This window comes from Isoptericola sp. S6320L (genome assembly GCF_023015685.1).
GTDB classification, from domain to species: domain Bacteria; phylum Actinomycetota; class Actinomycetes; order Actinomycetales; family Cellulomonadaceae; genus Isoptericola; species Isoptericola halotolerans_A.
Genome location: NZ_JALKAT010000049.1, coordinates 1 through 15,151, shown reverse-complemented (window position 1 = coordinate 15,151; position 15,151 = coordinate 1). Strand labels below are relative to the sequence as shown.

At 73.3% G+C, this 15,151-nt stretch carries 10 protein-coding genes; 3 read left to right on the top strand and 7 right to left on the bottom strand.

The genetic code is table 11. The features are described from left to right. Nucleotides 1-77: 77 nt before the first annotated feature. The 3 genes from MWU57_RS17215 to MWU57_RS17205 form a co-directional block, all read right to left on the bottom strand. A complete protein-coding gene (locus MWU57_RS17215; RefSeq protein ID WP_246910898.1) occupies nt 78-1,526 on the bottom strand; it encodes an endo-1,4-beta-xylanase in 1,449 nt (482 codons plus the stop codon). A gap of 96 nt (nt 1,527-1,622) precedes the next feature. After that, complete coding sequence (locus MWU57_RS17210; protein ID WP_246910896.1) at nt 1,623-3,902, bottom strand: glycoside hydrolase family 6 protein; 2,280 nt, start codon at nt 3,900-3,902, stop codon at nt 1,623-1,625. A 148-nt stretch (nt 3,903-4,050) separates the two neighbouring features. Beyond that, the gene (locus tag MWU57_RS17205; protein ID WP_246910894.1) at nt 4,051-5,100 is read right to left on the bottom strand and encodes a LacI family DNA-binding transcriptional regulator; all 1,050 of its coding nucleotides are present in this window, start codon (nt 5,098-5,100) and stop codon (nt 4,051-4,053) included. 83 nt (nt 5,101-5,183) lie between these two features. On the opposite strand from MWU57_RS17205, the gene MWU57_RS17200 reads away from it, so the two are divergent. Next, entirely contained in the window at nt 5,184-7,841 is a 2,658-nt protein-coding gene (locus tag MWU57_RS17200) for a substrate-binding domain-containing protein (protein ID WP_246910892.1), read from the top strand. 124 nt (nt 7,842-7,965) lie between these two features. Then, nucleotides 7,966-10,650: a glycoside hydrolase family 48 protein gene (locus tag MWU57_RS17195; protein ID WP_246910890.1), complete on the top strand. Its 2,685-nt coding sequence runs from the start codon at nt 7,966-7,968 to the stop codon at nt 10,648-10,650. Between the two features lie 11 nt (nt 10,651-10,661). On the opposite strand, the gene MWU57_RS17190 is transcribed toward MWU57_RS17195, so the two are convergent. From MWU57_RS17190 to MWU57_RS17175, 4 genes are all read right to left on the bottom strand, one after another. After that, nucleotides 10,662-12,197, bottom strand: coding sequence for an SDR family oxidoreductase (locus MWU57_RS17190; RefSeq protein WP_106266520.1), 1,536 nt, complete (start codon nt 12,195-12,197; stop codon nt 10,662-10,664). Next, on the bottom strand, nt 12,194-13,177 hold the full coding sequence (locus tag MWU57_RS17185; RefSeq protein ID WP_246910889.1) for a DNA topoisomerase IB: 984 nt from the start codon (nt 13,175-13,177) through the stop codon (nt 12,194-12,196). The genes MWU57_RS17190 and MWU57_RS17185 overlap by 4 nt, the downstream gene beginning before the upstream one ends. A 62-nt stretch (nt 13,178-13,239) precedes the next feature. Further along, nucleotides 13,240-14,142 carry an acyl-CoA thioesterase II gene (locus MWU57_RS17180; protein ID WP_106266929.1) on the bottom strand — a complete coding sequence of 301 codons (903 nt, stop codon included), beginning with the start codon at nt 14,140-14,142 and terminating at the stop codon, nt 13,240-13,242. A gap of 172 nt (nt 14,143-14,314) precedes the next feature. Further along, nucleotides 14,315-14,698, bottom strand: a complete 384-nt coding sequence (locus MWU57_RS17175; RefSeq protein WP_106266928.1) for a globin — start codon at nt 14,696-14,698, stop codon at nt 14,315-14,317. 161 nt (nt 14,699-14,859) lie between these two features. Here MWU57_RS17175 and MWU57_RS17170 point away from each other — a divergent pair, with 161 nt between their 5' ends. Beyond that, complete coding sequence (locus tag MWU57_RS17170) at nt 14,860-15,099, top strand: glucose PTS transporter subunit EIIB (protein ID WP_106266518.1); 240 nt, start codon at nt 14,860-14,862, stop codon at nt 15,097-15,099. Nucleotides 15,100-15,151: the final 52 nt, after the last annotated feature.

The window sequence follows — 15,151 nt, the reverse complement described above, 5'->3', positions numbered from 1 at the left end:
CTGGGCGCGAGATCGCCACCAAAGGTGCGTATCGGGCCAGATTTCCCGCCCACAACGGGAGGCGAGCGGGGGTCGGGTCAGGAGCAGTCGGCGCCGTTCACCGTGTATTGCGTCGGCACGCCGCTGTCACCGCTGTGCGTCGCGTTGTAGCCGATCTGGACCGACCCGCCCGCGGGCACGGCACCGTTCCAGGCGGCGTGGGTGGCCGTGATCGTCGAGCCGGACTGGGACCAGTCGGCGGACCAGCCGTTCGTCAGCGTCTGCCCGGCGGGCAGGTCGGCCGTGAGCGTCCACGCGCTCCAGGAGGAGTCGCCGGTGTTGGTCAGGGTGACCGTGCCGGTGTACCCCGTGTTCCAGCCGGCGTTCGACCAGCTCACCGAGCACGCGGCGTCGCCCGGGTCACCCGGGTCGCTCGGGTCCGGGTCGGGTTCGCCCTCGACCTGCGCGCCCAGGGCCTCGGCGATCGCGGTGTAGGCGGGCTTGGCCCGGTACTGCGCGTCCCACGGCAGGGCCGCGCCCTGGCCGCCGAACACGTCGGGCACCCAGGAGTGCCCGTCGTCGATGCCCCACACGGTCACGCCGGTGCAGCGGTCGACGGCGAGGCACGCCTCGACCACGGCGCGGTAGTCCCGCGCCTGCTGCGCCAGGTCGGTCGTGGATGCCGGGACGCTCATCCGGACGTCGAGCTCGGTGATGCGGACGTCGACGCCGAGGTCGGCGAACCGCTGGAGGTTCTGCTGGTAGGTGCTCGGCACCTGCCCGACGATGAGGTGCGACTGGAAGCCGACGCAGTCGATCGGGACCCCGTCGGCGAGGAGATCGGCGACCAGGTCGTACATCGCCGTCGACTTCGCGTTGATGCCGTCGGTGCTGTAGTCGTTCAGGCAGAGGTCGGCGTCCGGTGCGGCCTGCCGGGCCCGGGTCAGCGCGTCGGCGATGTAGCCGTCGCCCAGCACGCGCTGGAAGACGCTCTGGCGGCGGCTGCCGTCCTGCTCCCACATCTCGTTGACCACGTCCCAGGAGTCGACGTCGCCGGCGTACCGCCCGGCCACCGCGTCGATGTGGTCGTACATCGCGTCGCGGAGCCGCGTGGGGTCCGTGATGCCCTCCGCCCAGCCCGGCAGCTGGGAGTGCCACACGAGCGTGTGGCCGTACAGGTCGGCGTCCTGCGCGGCGGCGAAGTCCGCGACCTGGTCGGCCTGGCCCCAGCTGAAGCTGCCCTGGCTCGGCTCGGTGGCGTCCCACTTCATCGCGTTCTCCGCGACGACGAGGTTGAACTCGCGTTCGGCGATCGCGCGGTAGCCGGGGTCGTTCAGATGACCCGGCGTGAGGGCGAACCCGAGCGTGATGCCCTGGCGCTCCGCGGCGTCGCGGAGCGGCTCGTGGACGGGCTCGGCCGCCTGGGCGGGCCCGGTCAGCATCCCGCCTGCCAGCAGCGCGCCGCCGAGCAGGGCGGTGGCGGCGGCCCCGGCGACCGACCGGCGGGCGCCACGGTCGTGGTAATCGTTTTCGAATGGTGTTCGCATGATTCCTCCGGAAGATGGCGTGGGTCCCGCGGCCGGGGCACGGAGCCCCGGCCGCGGAGCAGGGGGCGGGGGCGGCCGGAGCCGCCCCCGCGAGGGTCAGGCGATGTCGCAGGCCACGCCGTCGAGGGCGAAGTCGTCCGGAGCCGTGTTGGTCCCGGAGTGCGACCCGTTGAAGCCGAAGGTCACGGAGCCGCCGGCCGGGATGGTGGTCGACCACGCCGCGGGCGTGATCGTCACCGCGGAACCGCTCTGCGAGGCCTGCGCGGACCAGATCTGGTCCACGGTCTGGCCGTCGGCGAAGGTGAACGTCAGCTCCCAGCCGTCGATCGCGGCGTCGGAGTCGTTCGTCACCAGGAAGGATCCGGTGAACCCGGTGTTCCAGGAGTTGGCCGAGTAGTCCACGGTGCACCCGCCGGTCGGCGTGGTCCCACCCGCCTCGGTGGTCACCGACAGGGCGTCCGAGGCCGCGGAGGCGTTGCCGGCCGCGTCGTACGCGGTGACCGTGTACGAGTACGCGGTGTCCGCGGCGAGACCCGAGTCCGTGGCGGAGGTCCCCGTCACGTCGGCGACCAGGTCACCGTCCCGGTGCACCCGGTAGCCGGCGACGCCGGTGTCGTCGTCGGCGGCCGCCCAGGTGAGCTCCACCGACGACGACGTGACCTCGCCCGTCGCGAGCCCGGTCGGCACGGTCGGCGCCTGCGTGTCCTCCCCGCCGGTCGCCTCCTCCGTCGTGACGGTCACCGGTGCCGACGCCGCGGAGACGTTGCCCGCCGCGTCGCGCGCGGTGACGGTCACCTCGTAGGTGGTCGACGGCGTCAGCCCGGTGAGGGTGTACGACGTCGTCGCGCTCGTCCCGGCCTCCGCGCCGTCGACGAGGACCGTGTACCGGGTGACGCCCGTGTCGTCGCTCGAGGCGCCCCAGGTCAGGTCCGTCGAGGTGCTGGTCGTGCCGGTCGCCGCCAGGTCGGCAGGTGCCGTCGGCTCCTCGGTGTCGGGGTCGACCGAGCCGCCGTCGATCGGCGGGTAGGCGTTGGTCACCAGCATCTCGAACTGGTCCTGGAACCACTGGCCGGCCAGCGGTGCGCCGCTCAGGGCGCCGGTGAGCTTGCCGTCGAGCTTCGGGGAGGCGAACGTCGGGTCGCACATGCGGTCGAAGCTCTTGCCCTGGTCGTTCGGGATCTCCTCGGAGTTGCCGTCCGACTCGCCCGGAGGCTTGACCCACACGTAGGCGTCGAGGTGCGAGGCCGGGTTGGCGGTCGGGGTGACCGTCGGGCGCTCGCCCAGGCCGGCCCCGGCCGGGTTGCACCACGCGCCACGGTGGGTGCGGCGGTCCACGCGGGACTCGTCCACATAGGTGTTCAGGGTGCTGGAGCTGCTCTCGGCCGTCGGCCGGTCAGGCCCGCCCCAGCCGTTGCGCGAGGTGTCGATGAGCATGCCGATGTCCGAGGGGAACCCGGCAGCCACGGCGAGCGAGTACAGGTGCTCGGTCCAGTCGAGCTCGTCGAAGTCGCTGTTCCACTGGTAGAAGTCCGCCTGGCGCACCTGGGTGCCGCCGCCGCTGCCGAACGGCTCGTCCTCCAGGAACGGCTCGTGCAGCGGGGTCGAGTTCGCGGTGTTGGTCACGAACCCGGCCACGGTGTCGTAGCCGTGCTCGGTGCTGGTGACGACCTCCTGGAAGACGTCGACGGCGGGTCCGGCGTTGGAGTCCCAGCCGAGCCATCCGGCGTGCGCCGCGTCGATGTAGGAGTAGACGTTGCCGGCCTCGTAGAGGCGGTCCAGGGCGTAGGCCGTGCCCTCGCGGTAGTACGGCGCCGACTCCTGGCACTTGGGCTCGGACATGTTGGTGACCAGGTTCGGCAGCGAGTCCGGCTCGATGGTGGCGACGACCCGCAGGTCGGCGTACTGCGGCTCGGCCAGCATGTCGGCGATGACGTCGATGTACTCGTTCTTGTACTCGGCCATGCCCTCGGGCGTGGGGTCGAGCAGACCGTTGGACGCCAGCGCGTAGCAGTCGCGCCCCGGCAGGTTGTAGATCACCAGGTTGAACACCATCGGGGTGTCACCCTGCTGCTGCTCGAGGGCGGCGTCCAGGTGGTAGCGCAGGCCGGGCCCGTCGACGTTGCCCTCGATGGCCGAGGTGCGGTCCATCCACACCGAGGTGGGGGTGTCGGCGAGGGTCAGCATCTGCTGGCCGAGGTCGCCGCCGGCCTCCGCGGCGGCGTCGACCACGTTCTCGGACCAGTAGGAGTTCACGTACTGGTCGGCGCCGACGTACGGGTTGTCGACCCGCTCCGCCGCCGAGGCGGTGGTGGTGGCGCCCAGCAGGGGGACAGCGGCCAGGGCCAGCGTCGCCGCCACGGCGACGGGTCGGGACACCGCTTCGTCGCGGGGCCGCAAGGATCGTGATCGCACGGGATCCTCCAGGAGATCGGAAGCACGGGCCTCGTCGCCCGTGCGCCGGGCTGTCGGCCCGACGTCCCCAACGTGGCCTGGTTGCGCTCCCACGCGCATCCCGCTGAAACGTTTAGGGCAGTCCGGTGCTCGGTGGCGGGGCCGTCGTCCCGCGGATCACCAGGCGCGCGGACGGCACCCCTGCCGGCGGCTGCGGGGCGATCCGCAGGGCCGACGCCACGGTCGCGGCCAGGTCGTGCCACGGCCGGCCGACCGCGGTGAGCTGCGGATCCACCAGGCGGCAGGTCTCGGCATCGGCGCCGGAGACCACGGAGACGTCCCACGGCACCTCCAGGCCACGATGGCGAGCCGCCTCCAGCACGGCCAGCGCCGTGACGTCGCCGTCGGTGACCACCGCCGTCGGCCGCTGGTCGTCCGCCAGGAAGCGGGCGGCGGCAGCCCCGGCCGCCGGTGCCGACGCGGCCTCGACGACGTCCACCGTCGCCACGAGACCGGCCGTGGCGGTCAGCAGGCCCGCGTGCAGCGCCCGGGCGACGTCGCCGTCCGCGTCGGCCACCAGCAGCACCAGCCGTCGGTGCCCCAGGTCGACGAGGTAGCGCCCGACGGCGGCCTCCGCGTCGCCGTCGAACCACACGCCGCGCTCGACCCCGGCCGTGCCCAGGCCCGGGGGCGTGACGCCCACCACCTGCGCGCCGACCCGCGCCGCTGCTCGCGTGCGGGGGTCGTCCAGCAGCAGGTCCTGGACGACGAACGCGGTGTGCCGTCGCTCGCTCCAGTCCCGCTCGAGGTCCGTGGCACCCGTCGCGCGGTCCGCGGCCACCTCGACCGAGAGCGCGACGTTGCCCAGCACCGCCCGCAGCCCGCTCGCGAGGTCGAGCCCGGCCGACCGGCTGTGGGACGCGCCGACGCCGTCGAGCACCTGGAGACCCACGCTGGTCACGGCGGCGGAGCGCATCGAGCGGGCGGCGGCGCTGGGGCGCCAGTCGAGGTCGGCTGCCACCTTGAGCACGTGCCGCCGGGTGCTGTCGGACACCCCCTGACGTCCGTTGAGCGCGTAGGAGACCACCGCGATGGAGACGCCGGCGGCCCGCGCGACGTCGGTGATCGTGACGCGGCGACCGGCGGCCGCAGGGGTGCCGCCGGTGGCTGGGGTTCTGGACACGCTCCCACACTCTGCCGGGTTTCAGGGCATGATGCACCTGCGGGGGGCGCACGCAGGACTCGACGGCGAGGACGGTGGTGCACGTGTCGATCTGGGCACAGGCAGGCAGAGGACCAGGCAGAACACTGACGATCGGGGTGCTGTGCCCGGTCGTCGGTGGCTACTACTTCGGGCGGATGCTCGCGGGGATGGCCCGGGTGCTGCGTTCCGAGGGGCACCGGTTGGTCGCGGTGCAGACGTACCCGGCCGACATCGATCGTGACGAGTTCCCCGTGCCGCCCTACCGGCGTGCCGCGCCGGGCCTGGGCAGGTACGACGGTCTGGTCGTCGTGACCACCGCGCTCGCCGACGCCGAGCTGCGGCGCCTCGACGCGACCGGCACCCCGGTCGTGACCCTGGGCGTCCCGCCCGACGACCTGCGGGCACCTGCCGTGTCGCCCGACAACGTCGGTGGCGTGCGGGCAGCCGTCGACCACCTGGTCGAGCACGGTCACCGCAGCATCGGGTTCCTCGGCAGCACCGACCAGCGTGACATCGCCGAGCGCTACGACGCCTTCCGCGACGCCCTGGCGGCGCACGGCCTCGAGCACGCCCCCGAGCACGTGTACCGGACCCGCGACAACCAGGAGGCCGCCGCGGAGGCGGTGGCCCGCCGGCTGGCCGAGCAGGGCATGGCCACGACGGCGACCCTCGCGGCCACCGACCGCAACGCCGTCGGGTTCCTGCGCGGGCTGCACCTGTCCGGGCTGGACGCCCCGGCGGTCCAAGCCGTCGTCGGCTTCGACAACTCGGACGTCGGTGCTCGCACGTGGCCCCGCCTGACGTCGGTGGACCCGATGCACGACGCGGTCGGGGAGCGGGCCGCGGAGCTGGTGCTGGCGCGCGCCCGCGGGGAGCGCGTCGGAGGCGTGCACCGGCTCGACGTCTCGGCGCTGGTGATGCGTGAGTCGTGCGGCTGCGCGCGGGGCACCCGGAGCACGGTGGTGGTGGCGGGCAGCGCACCGCGCTGCGACCCCGACCCGCTCGGGACGGTCGCCCGCGTGGTGTTCGCCCGTGCCGACGGCGTGCGCAACCCCGGGGCGACCGAGGCCTGGCTGACGATGGTGCGCCAGCTCGTCGAGGCGAGCGTCGCGACGGCCCAGCAGCCGCCAGCTACGGCGCTGCGGGCGCTCGGCGACCGCACGGCCACCCTGCGCCCGGGGCCGGGCGCCCTCGAGCAGCTCGTCCCGGCGCTGCGCCTCGAGAGCGTGCGGGTGCGCGAGCGGCTGGCCGAGCGTGCCGCTGCGGCGGCGACCCGGGAGGACGGCCCGGCCGTCGTCGCCGGGCTCGAGCCGGAGGCTGCCGACGCCGTCGAGGAGGCGATCTCCGAGATCGTCGTGGCGCTCGCCCGAGGGTGCGCGCACGGCGACCTGGCGCGCGCGGGGCGGCTCGAGCAGGACCTCGTCGACCAGAACCTCGTCGACCTGGAGCTGATGCGGGCCGACGGGGAGTCCCTGCGCCGCCTGGACTGGATGCCGCGCGCACGCACCTCGACGGCGGCGCTCGCGCTGTGGGAGGACGACCCCGCGCGCCCCGGCGAGCGCGTGCTGCGCGTCGTGGGCGTACGGGGTGGCGCGGGGGAGAACCTGGTGGGCCGCACGATGCCCTCGCAGGAGTTCCCGCCGCCGGCACTCACCGACCCGCGCTCGCTGACCGTCGTGGTCCCGGTGGCGTTCGGCCGGTCCGACCGCGGGTTCCTGGCCGTCGGCGGGCTCGTCGACTCGCGGGCGACCAGCACCCGCGCCCGCTACAACCACTGGGCCGCGATGCTCGCCGTGGCCCTCGAGGCCGAGGAGTCGTTGACGGCCCTGCAGGACCAGCGCCGCCGGCTCGTCGAAGAGGCCGAGCGCGAGCGGGCGCTGGCGCACGACGTCGCCGAGGTCGAGGAGCGCTCCGCCCTCGTCTCGATCGCGGCCAACGACGGCACCTGGGACTGGGACGTCGACGCCGGCACCGTGCGCTACTCGGAAGCCTGGGCCAGGACCGTGGGCCTGGACCGCAGCGCGCTCGCCGACGACCCGCGCGAGTGGTTCTCCCGCGTGCACCCGGAGGACGCCCGGCGGGTGCACGCCGCCGTGGCCGCGCAGCTGTCGGGTACGCGCGAGCCGTTGGACGTGGAGCACCGCATCCGGCACGCCGACGGCGACTACCTGCGTGTCCGGTGCCGAGCGGTGACCGTGCACGACGCCGGTGACCGGCCGGCCCGGCTCGTGGGCGCCATGGCTGTGGTCGGGGACACCGCGTCGTCGCCGGTGCTCCCGGTCGAGCGCCCCTTCGTGGACGTGGAGACGGGTCTGGTGGTGCACGAGCTGTTCGTGGACCGCCTCGAGCGGGCGATCCGTCGCCGCCGGCGGCTGCCCGCCTACGCGTGGCAGGTCCTCGCCGTGTCGTTGCCCGGACCGCCGGCGGGCGCGGACCTGCGCCGGCTGCGGGGCGAGCTCGACGAGGACGACTGCGCCACCGCCGTCGGGACGGCGGGTGTGGCGGTGCTGCTCGACGGGCAGGACGGCAGGTCCGCTCAGCACCGGGCGGCGCGGCTCGCCGCGGTCCTCGGCTCGCGGGCCGACGTGCAGCGGGTCGCCACGACCGAGCCGGGCGGTGCTCCCCTCAGGGCGGCCGATGTCCTGGAGCGCGTCACCGCCGAGCTCAACCGCAAGACCGGCGTGCTGCGGTGGCAGGCCACGGCCGACGCCCACGCGTGACGCCGGGCCGAGGACGCCCCGCCCACGAAGCGGGCGGGGCGTCCTCCTAAACGTTTCGCCGCGTTGTGGGAACGCTTCCATCCGTCGATCGTCAGGGTGTCCGCTCAACGAAGAGAGGTGCACCATGCATCGCGCATCCATCCGATCTCGGCTGCTGGCAGGGGCCGCGGCGTCGGCCACCCTGGCCGCGCTGGTCGCGGCCGTCCCCGCCGGCGCGGCGCCGCCCGCGTCGGCCGACGCCGCCGCGGCACCCGTCGCCGCGGCGCTCGGCGACCTCGACACCGACGGGGAGTACACCCAGCGGTTCCTGGAGCTCTACGACAAGATCCACGACCCCGCCAACGGGTACTTCTCCGACCAGGGCATCCCGTACCACGCCGTCGAGTCGCTCATGGTGGAGGCCCCGGACAACGGTCACGAGACCACGAGCGAGGCATACTCGTTCTGGCTCTGGCTGGAGACGTCATACGGTCAGGTGACCGGGGACTGGGAACCGTTCAACGACGCCTGGGCCACCCTCGAGGCGTACATGATCCCGACCACGGAGAACCAGCCCACCAACGGCGCCTACGACCCGGGCAGCCCGGCCACCTACGCCGCCGAGCACAACCACCCCAGCGGCTACCCCTCCGAGCTCGACTCCGGGGTCACCGTCGGCAGCGACCCGCTCGCGGGCGAGCTCTCCCAGACCTACGGCACCGATGAGATCTACGGGATGCACTGGCTCGCCGACGTCGACAACGTCTACGGCTACGGCGCCGCCCCGGGCTCCGGCGAGCTGCTCGGCCCCGACCACGAGGGCACGAGCTACATCAACACGTTCCAGCGCGGTCCCGAGGAGTCCGTCTGGGAGACGATCCCGCAGCCGTCGATCGACGACTTCTCCTACGGCGGGGAGTTCGGCTACCTCGACCTGTTCACGGCCGACCCGCAACCGGCGAAGCAGTGGAAGTACACCAACGCCCCCGACGCCGACGCCCGGGCCGTCGAGGCGGCCTACTGGGCCAACAAGTTCGCGACCGAGCAGGGCCAGCCGGAGGCCGTGGCCGAGACCGTGGGCAAGGCCGCCAAGATGGGCGACTACCTGCGGTACTCGCTGTTCGACAAGTACTTCAAGACCCCCGGCTGCGACTCGCCGTCGTGCCCCGCGGGCAGCGGTCGCGACAGCGCCCACTACCTGCTGAGCTGGTACTACGCCTGGGGCGGCGCGCTCGACGAGCAGGCTCCGTGGGCCTGGCGCATCGGCTCCTCCCACGCGCACTTCGGCTACCAGAACCCGATGGCCGCCTGGGCGCTGGCGAACGACCCCGACCTCGTGCCCGACTCGGCGACCGCCGACGACGACTGGTCGAAGAGCCTCGACCGGCAGGTCGAGCTCTTCCAGTGGCTCCAGTCCCCGGAGGGCGGCATCGCCGGCGGCGCCACGAACAGCTGGGACGGCGCCTACGCCGAGCGGCCCGCCGGGACGTCGACGTTCTACGGCATGGCCTACGACGAGGCCCCGGTCTACCACGACCCGCCGTCGAACGAGTGGTTCGGCATGCAGGGCTGGGGCGTGGAGCGGATCGCGCAGCTCTACCACGAGACCGGCGACGAACGGGCGAAGGACATCCTGGACTCCTGGGTGCCGTGGGTGATCTCTCACATCACCGTCTCCGAGGACGACTGGCAGATCCCGTCCAACATCGCCTGGACCGGTCAGCCCGACACCTGGGACCCGGAGAACCCGGGTGACAACTCCGGCCTCAGCGTCGAGGTCACCGGGTACGGCCAGGACGTCGGCGTCGCGGGCGCTCTCGCCCGCACGCTGATGTACTACGCGGCGGCCTCCGGCGACACGCAGGCGCAGCAGGTCTCGCACGACCTGCTCGACGCCCTGTGGACGCAGAGCTCGGACCCCCTGGGCGTGGCCACCACCGAGACGCGCGGCGACTACGGCCGCTTCGACGACGTGCTGACCGAGCCGGACGGCGACGGCGTCTACGTCCCCGAGGGCTGGAGCGGCACCATGCCCAACGGCGACGTCATCGAGCCCGGCGTGTCCTTCATCGACATCCGCTCGTTCCTGCGCGACGACCCCGAGTGGGACAAGGTCCAGGCGCACCTCGACGGCGGGCCGGAGCCGGAGTTCACCTACCACCGGTTCTGGGCCCAGACGGCGGTGGCGACGGCGCTCGCCGACTACGACCGGCTCTTCGGCGACGTCGTCGAGCCGCCGGAGGACGTCGAGGCGCCGACGGCACCGCAGGACCTGACCGCGACGGCGGACGGCACCACGGTGGAGCTCTCCTGGACCGCGTCGACGGACGACGTGCGGGTGACCGGGTACGACGTCACCCGTGACGGCGAGGTCGTGGCCGGCGTCGGAGGGACCACGATCTCGTTCACCGACGCGGGCCTCGAGGAGTCGACCGAGTACACCTACGCGGTGACGGCGCACGACGCCGCGGGCAACGTGTCCGCTGCGTCCGACGCCGTGACGGTGACGACGGGGGAGGGCGAGGTCGACCCGCCGGCCGGTGCCTGCACCGCCGAGCTCTCGATCGCGAACTCCTGGTCCGGCGGGTACCAGGGCGCCATCACGGTCACCGGGGGCGGCGAGGGCGTCCAGGGCTGGCAGGTCACCGTTCCCGACGGGCTGACGACGTCGAACATGTGGGGCGGTCGCCTCGCCGACGGTGTCGTCACGCCGGAGTCGTGGAACGCGGACCTCGGTGCCGACCAGACCGCCACGGTCGGGTTCATCGGCAACGGTGCGGCCCCGGCCGCGCAGGAGCTCGACTGCACCGGGACGGTCCCGGCGGGCTGACGCCGACAGGCTCAGGAGGCCGAGCGGCGGAACAGCCGCTCGGCCTCCTCAGCCACGTTGCGCTGCATCCCGCCGAAGACGATCCCGTGGAACGGGGCGACCGACCACCAGTAGACCTGGCCGGCGAGGCCGTGGGGGTGGAACAGCGCCCGCTGGGCGAAGTAGGTGCGGCCCGGGCCGGCGGCGTCCTCGGGCACCGGACCGTCGTCGTCGCTGTCCGTGACCTCCTCCGCCGCCTCGTCGACGCGCAGCTCGAGCCACGCGAGGCCGGGCAGCTTCATCTCGGCGCGCAGCAGCAGCCGCTTGCCGGGGTCGATCGCCTCGACCCGCCAGAAGTCGAGCACGTCGTCCACGCGCAGCTGATGCTCGTCGCGACGGCCGCGCCGCAGACCCGGCCCCCCGGCGAGGCGGTCCAGCACCCCGCGCAACCGCCAGGCGAGCGCCCACGAGTACCAGCCGTCCTGGCCGCCGATCTCCTCGATCACCTGCCAGAGCACGTCGCGCGGGGCCTCCACCACCGTGCGGCGCTCGTCCACGTAGAACGACCCCCCGGCCCAGTCGGGATCCGTGGGCAGCGGGTCCGACGGCGCCCCCGGCAGCGAGGCCGACGACCAGCGGGTCGTCACCTCGCCGTCGTGGACGCGAGCGAGCGCCATCTCGATCGCGCGATCGACGCCGACGAGCCCCTCGGGCGGGTCCGGCACGAACCGGCGCACGTCGTCGTCCCGGCACACCACCTCGTGCTGGAGCGACTCGACGAGCGGGCGTGCGATGCCCGACGGCACGGGGGTGACCAGGCCGACCCAGTGGCTGGACAGGCGCGGGGTGAGCACCGGCACGCCCACGATGACCCGCCGCCGGAGGCCGGCGGCCCGGGCGTAGCGGTGCATCATCTCGCGGTACGTCAGGATGTCCGGGCCGCCGATGTCGAACCCGCGCGACTCCTCGGCCGGGATGGTCGCCGCGCCGACGAGGTAGCGCAGGACGTCACGGATCGCGATCGGCTGGATGCGGTTGTCCACCCAGCGTGGCGTCGTCATCGCCGGGAGCCGCTCGGTGAGGTACCGCATCATCTCGAACGACGCCGAGCCCGAGCCGAGGATCACCGCCGCCCGCAGCACCGCCGTCGGCACCCCGGAGGCCAGCAGGATCTCCTCGACCTCCTTGCGGGACGCGAGGTGCGGGGACAGCTCGCCCTCGGGGACGTCGGGGTAGAGGCCGCCCAGGTAGACGATGCGGCCCACGCCCGCCTCGCGCGCGGCACGGGCGAACGTCAGGGCGTTGCGGCGGTCGACGGCCTCGAACGTGCGGCCCGTCCCGAGCGAGTGGACCAGGTAGTAGGCGACGTCGGCCCCCTCGAGCGCGTCGCGCACCGCCTCGAGGTCGCCGACGTCGGCCGCCACGCGTTCGACGTCGTCGGCCCACTCACGCCCGTCCAGGCGGGCCGGGTTCCGCGAGAGCGCGCGGACGGTGAACCCGGCGTCCAGCAGCTCGGGCACGAGCCGGCCGCCCACGTAGCCGGTGACCCCGGTGACGACGGCCCTCATCCGAGCAGCTCCAGCACGGCCCGCTCGGCGCCCGACCGGCGGCGGGCGGCGGGGATCGTCTCGCCCCGCTCCCACAGGTCGAACAGGCGGGGGTCGATGTACGACGACCGGGCGACGGCCGGGGTGTTCCCGAGCTCCTCGGCCACGTCCTTCACGATGCAGGCGACGACGCGCCGTCGGGCCCGTTGCGAGGAGGGCGCAGGCCCGGTCTCCGCCAGCGCCTGGGCCGTCAGGACGGTCGCGTGCCAGGTCCGGAAGTCCTTGGGCGTGGCGTCCTCCCCGAGACGCGCCCGGATGTCCGCCTGCACGTCCGCGCTCGTGACGTCGTGCCAGGTACGGCCGCCGCCGGCGTCGTCCCGCCAGGCGAGCAGCTCCGTGCCGCCGCGGCGCCGTTTGAGGGACGCCACGATGCCCGCCACGGTCTCGTCCGCCACGACCACGTCGCGCACCTGCCCCGACTTGGCCGGGTAGCGGAAGCGGACGGACCCGTCCCGGGCCACCCGCGCGTGCTCCTTGCGGATCGTGGCGAGCCCGAAGGTGCCGTGCTTGCGCGCGTACACCTCGCTCCCCGCCCGGAAGTAGGCCTCGTCCAGCAGGCGGAACGCGAGGGCCAGCACCTTCTGCCGCGGGAACCTGGGCAGGGCCAGGTCGCGGGTCACCCCCCGCCGCGCGCCGGGCAGGCGCCGGGCGAACTCCAGGACGTGGTCGTGCTTGCGACGGGTCCGGCGCTCCTGCCACTGCGGGTGGTACAGGTACTGCCCGCGGCCCGCGTCGTCGTGCCCGAAAGCCTGCAGGTGGCCGTTCTGGTGCCGGCAGATCCAGACGTCGCGCCAGGCGGGTGGTATCGCCAGCTGCCGGCACCGTTCGATCTCGTCGGTGTCGGTCAAGGGCATGCCGTCGACGTCCAGGAACACCCACCCGTCGCCCTTCCGACGGCGCGAGTAGCCCGGGTCCGACGGTGACGAACGGCGTAGACGCACCCCGACAGTGTGGAACGACCTGCGTCATCGTGCACGGGATGCGGAGGGGACGCTGCTCACGCTCAGCCCGGGAGCCGCACCATGCCCTCCTGCGCGATGGTCGCCACCAGCGCGCCGTCACGGTCGTAGACCCGGGCGAGCCCCAGCCCGCGGCCGCCCTGGGCCCCGGGCGACTCCTGGACGTACAGCAGCCACTCGTCGGCGCGCGCGTCCCGGTGGAACCACATCGCGTGGTCGAGGGAGGCCATCGGGACCTTGCCGCCCACGTCCAGCCACGACGTCCCGGCCTGGCGCAGCACCGGCTCCAGCATGACCTGGTCGCAGGCGAACGCCAGCAGCGCACGGTGCAGCAGCCGGTCGTCGGAGTCGATCGTGTGCCGGGCGCGGATCCAGACCAGCTGGTCCGGCCGAGGGTCCGTCGCAGCACCGAGGTAGACGGAGCCGCCCACGTGCGCCAGCTCGAACGCCGACCCCTCCGACCAGTACTTCGCCGCCGGGTGGTCGACGCCGGCGAGCGCCTCGAACGTCGAGGTGACGTCCTCCGGGGCGGGGACGTCGTCGGGCGCCGGCAGCTGTGCCTCGTAGCCGGGCTGGTCCACCTGGAACGAGGCCGTCAGCGACAGGATGGGGCGGCCGGCCTGGATCGCGTGGGTGCGGCGTGCGCTGAAGGAGCGCCCGTCCCGGAGTCGTTCGACGGCGAAGTCGACGGGGGAGTCGAGGGCTCCCTCGCGCAGGAAGTAGGCGTGCAGCGAGTGCGGGAGCCGGTCGTCCTCCACCGTCCTGCCGCACGCCAGCAAGGCCTGGGCGAGCACCTGCCCGCCGTACACCCGCCGCCCCGGGCCCGGCACGGACTCGCCGCGCCAGAGGTCGTCCTCGCCGCGCGGGCCCCAGCCCTCGACCTCCCGCAGGTCCAGGGCTGCGAGCAGCTGGTCGAGGGGGCTACCGCTCGTGTCGGTCACGGTCACGCTCAGACTCACTCCTCTGTCTCTTCTGGTCGGAATGGTGGTGCGCTCGCAGGCTCGCTCCGCATCATTCCTCGAACCTGTGGTCGGAATGGTGCTGCGCTCGCAGGCTCGCTCCGCATCATTCCTCGAACCTGGGGTCGGAATGATGCTGCGCTCGCAGGCTCGCTCCGCATCATTCCTCGAAGGTATTGATCATGCTGAAGGCCGCGCGCTCCAGGTAGTCCCACAGCTGGGACTCGTGCGCCGGGGCCAGCTCGAGGGAGTCGACGGCGGTGCGCATGTGGGCCAGCCAGCGGTCGCGGGCGTCCGGGTTCACCTTGAAGGGCGCGTGCCGCATCCGCAGGCGCGGGTGCCCGCGCTGCTCGCTGTACGTCGTCGGTCCGCCCCAGTACTGCTCGAGGAAGAGCGTCAGCCGCTCCTTGGCGGGGCCGAGGTCCTCCTCGGGGTACATGGGGCGCAGCACCTCGTCGTCCGCGACGCCCGCGTAGAACACGTCCACGAGGCGCTCGAACGTGGCGTGCCCGCCGATGTCGTCGTAGAAGGTGGGTGTCGTCACCGGCACATCTTCCCAGATCGGCGCACCGGTGGACCGTGGCGGCGGTCACCCGACGGACGCCCGGCACCGCTCTGCCGACCCGCCCGGTTGCCCGAGACGTTAAGGTGGTGATGGACCTGCAACGACGCGATCCGACGAACCACTTCCTGGGGAGATACCGAATGAGCAAGGCGGAAGACATCCTCTCAGCCCTCGGCGGGACCACCAACGTCGTCGAGCTCGAACCGTGCATCACGAGACTGCGTGTCCAGGTGTCCGACCCCCAGCTCGTCGACGAGCACGGCCTCAAGACGTCCGGTGCCTTCGGCGTGGTCCGTTCGGGCAGCATCATCCAGGTCATCGTGGGCCCGGAGGCGGACAACCTGGCCGCCGAGCTGGACGGACGCCTCGCCTCGGCCTGACCCGGTGATCGCTGTGGGTGCACGACACGCCGTGTCGGCGCCCAGCCGACCG

Coding starts and splice junctions, on each gene's coding strand:
- MWU57_RS17215 (WP_246910898.1), bottom strand. CDS start 1,526: ATGCGAACACCATTCGAAAACGATTACCACGACCGTGGCGCCCGCCGG.
- MWU57_RS17195 (WP_246910890.1), top strand. CDS start 7,966: ATGCATCGCGCATCCATCCGATCTCGGCTGCTGGCAGGGGCCGCGGCG.
- MWU57_RS17170 (WP_106266518.1), top strand. CDS start 14,860: ATGAGCAAGGCGGAAGACATCCTCTCAGCCCTCGGCGGGACCACCAAC.
- MWU57_RS17190 (WP_106266520.1), bottom strand. CDS start 12,197: ATGAGGGCCGTCGTCACCGGGGTCACCGGCTACGTGGGCGGCCGGCTC.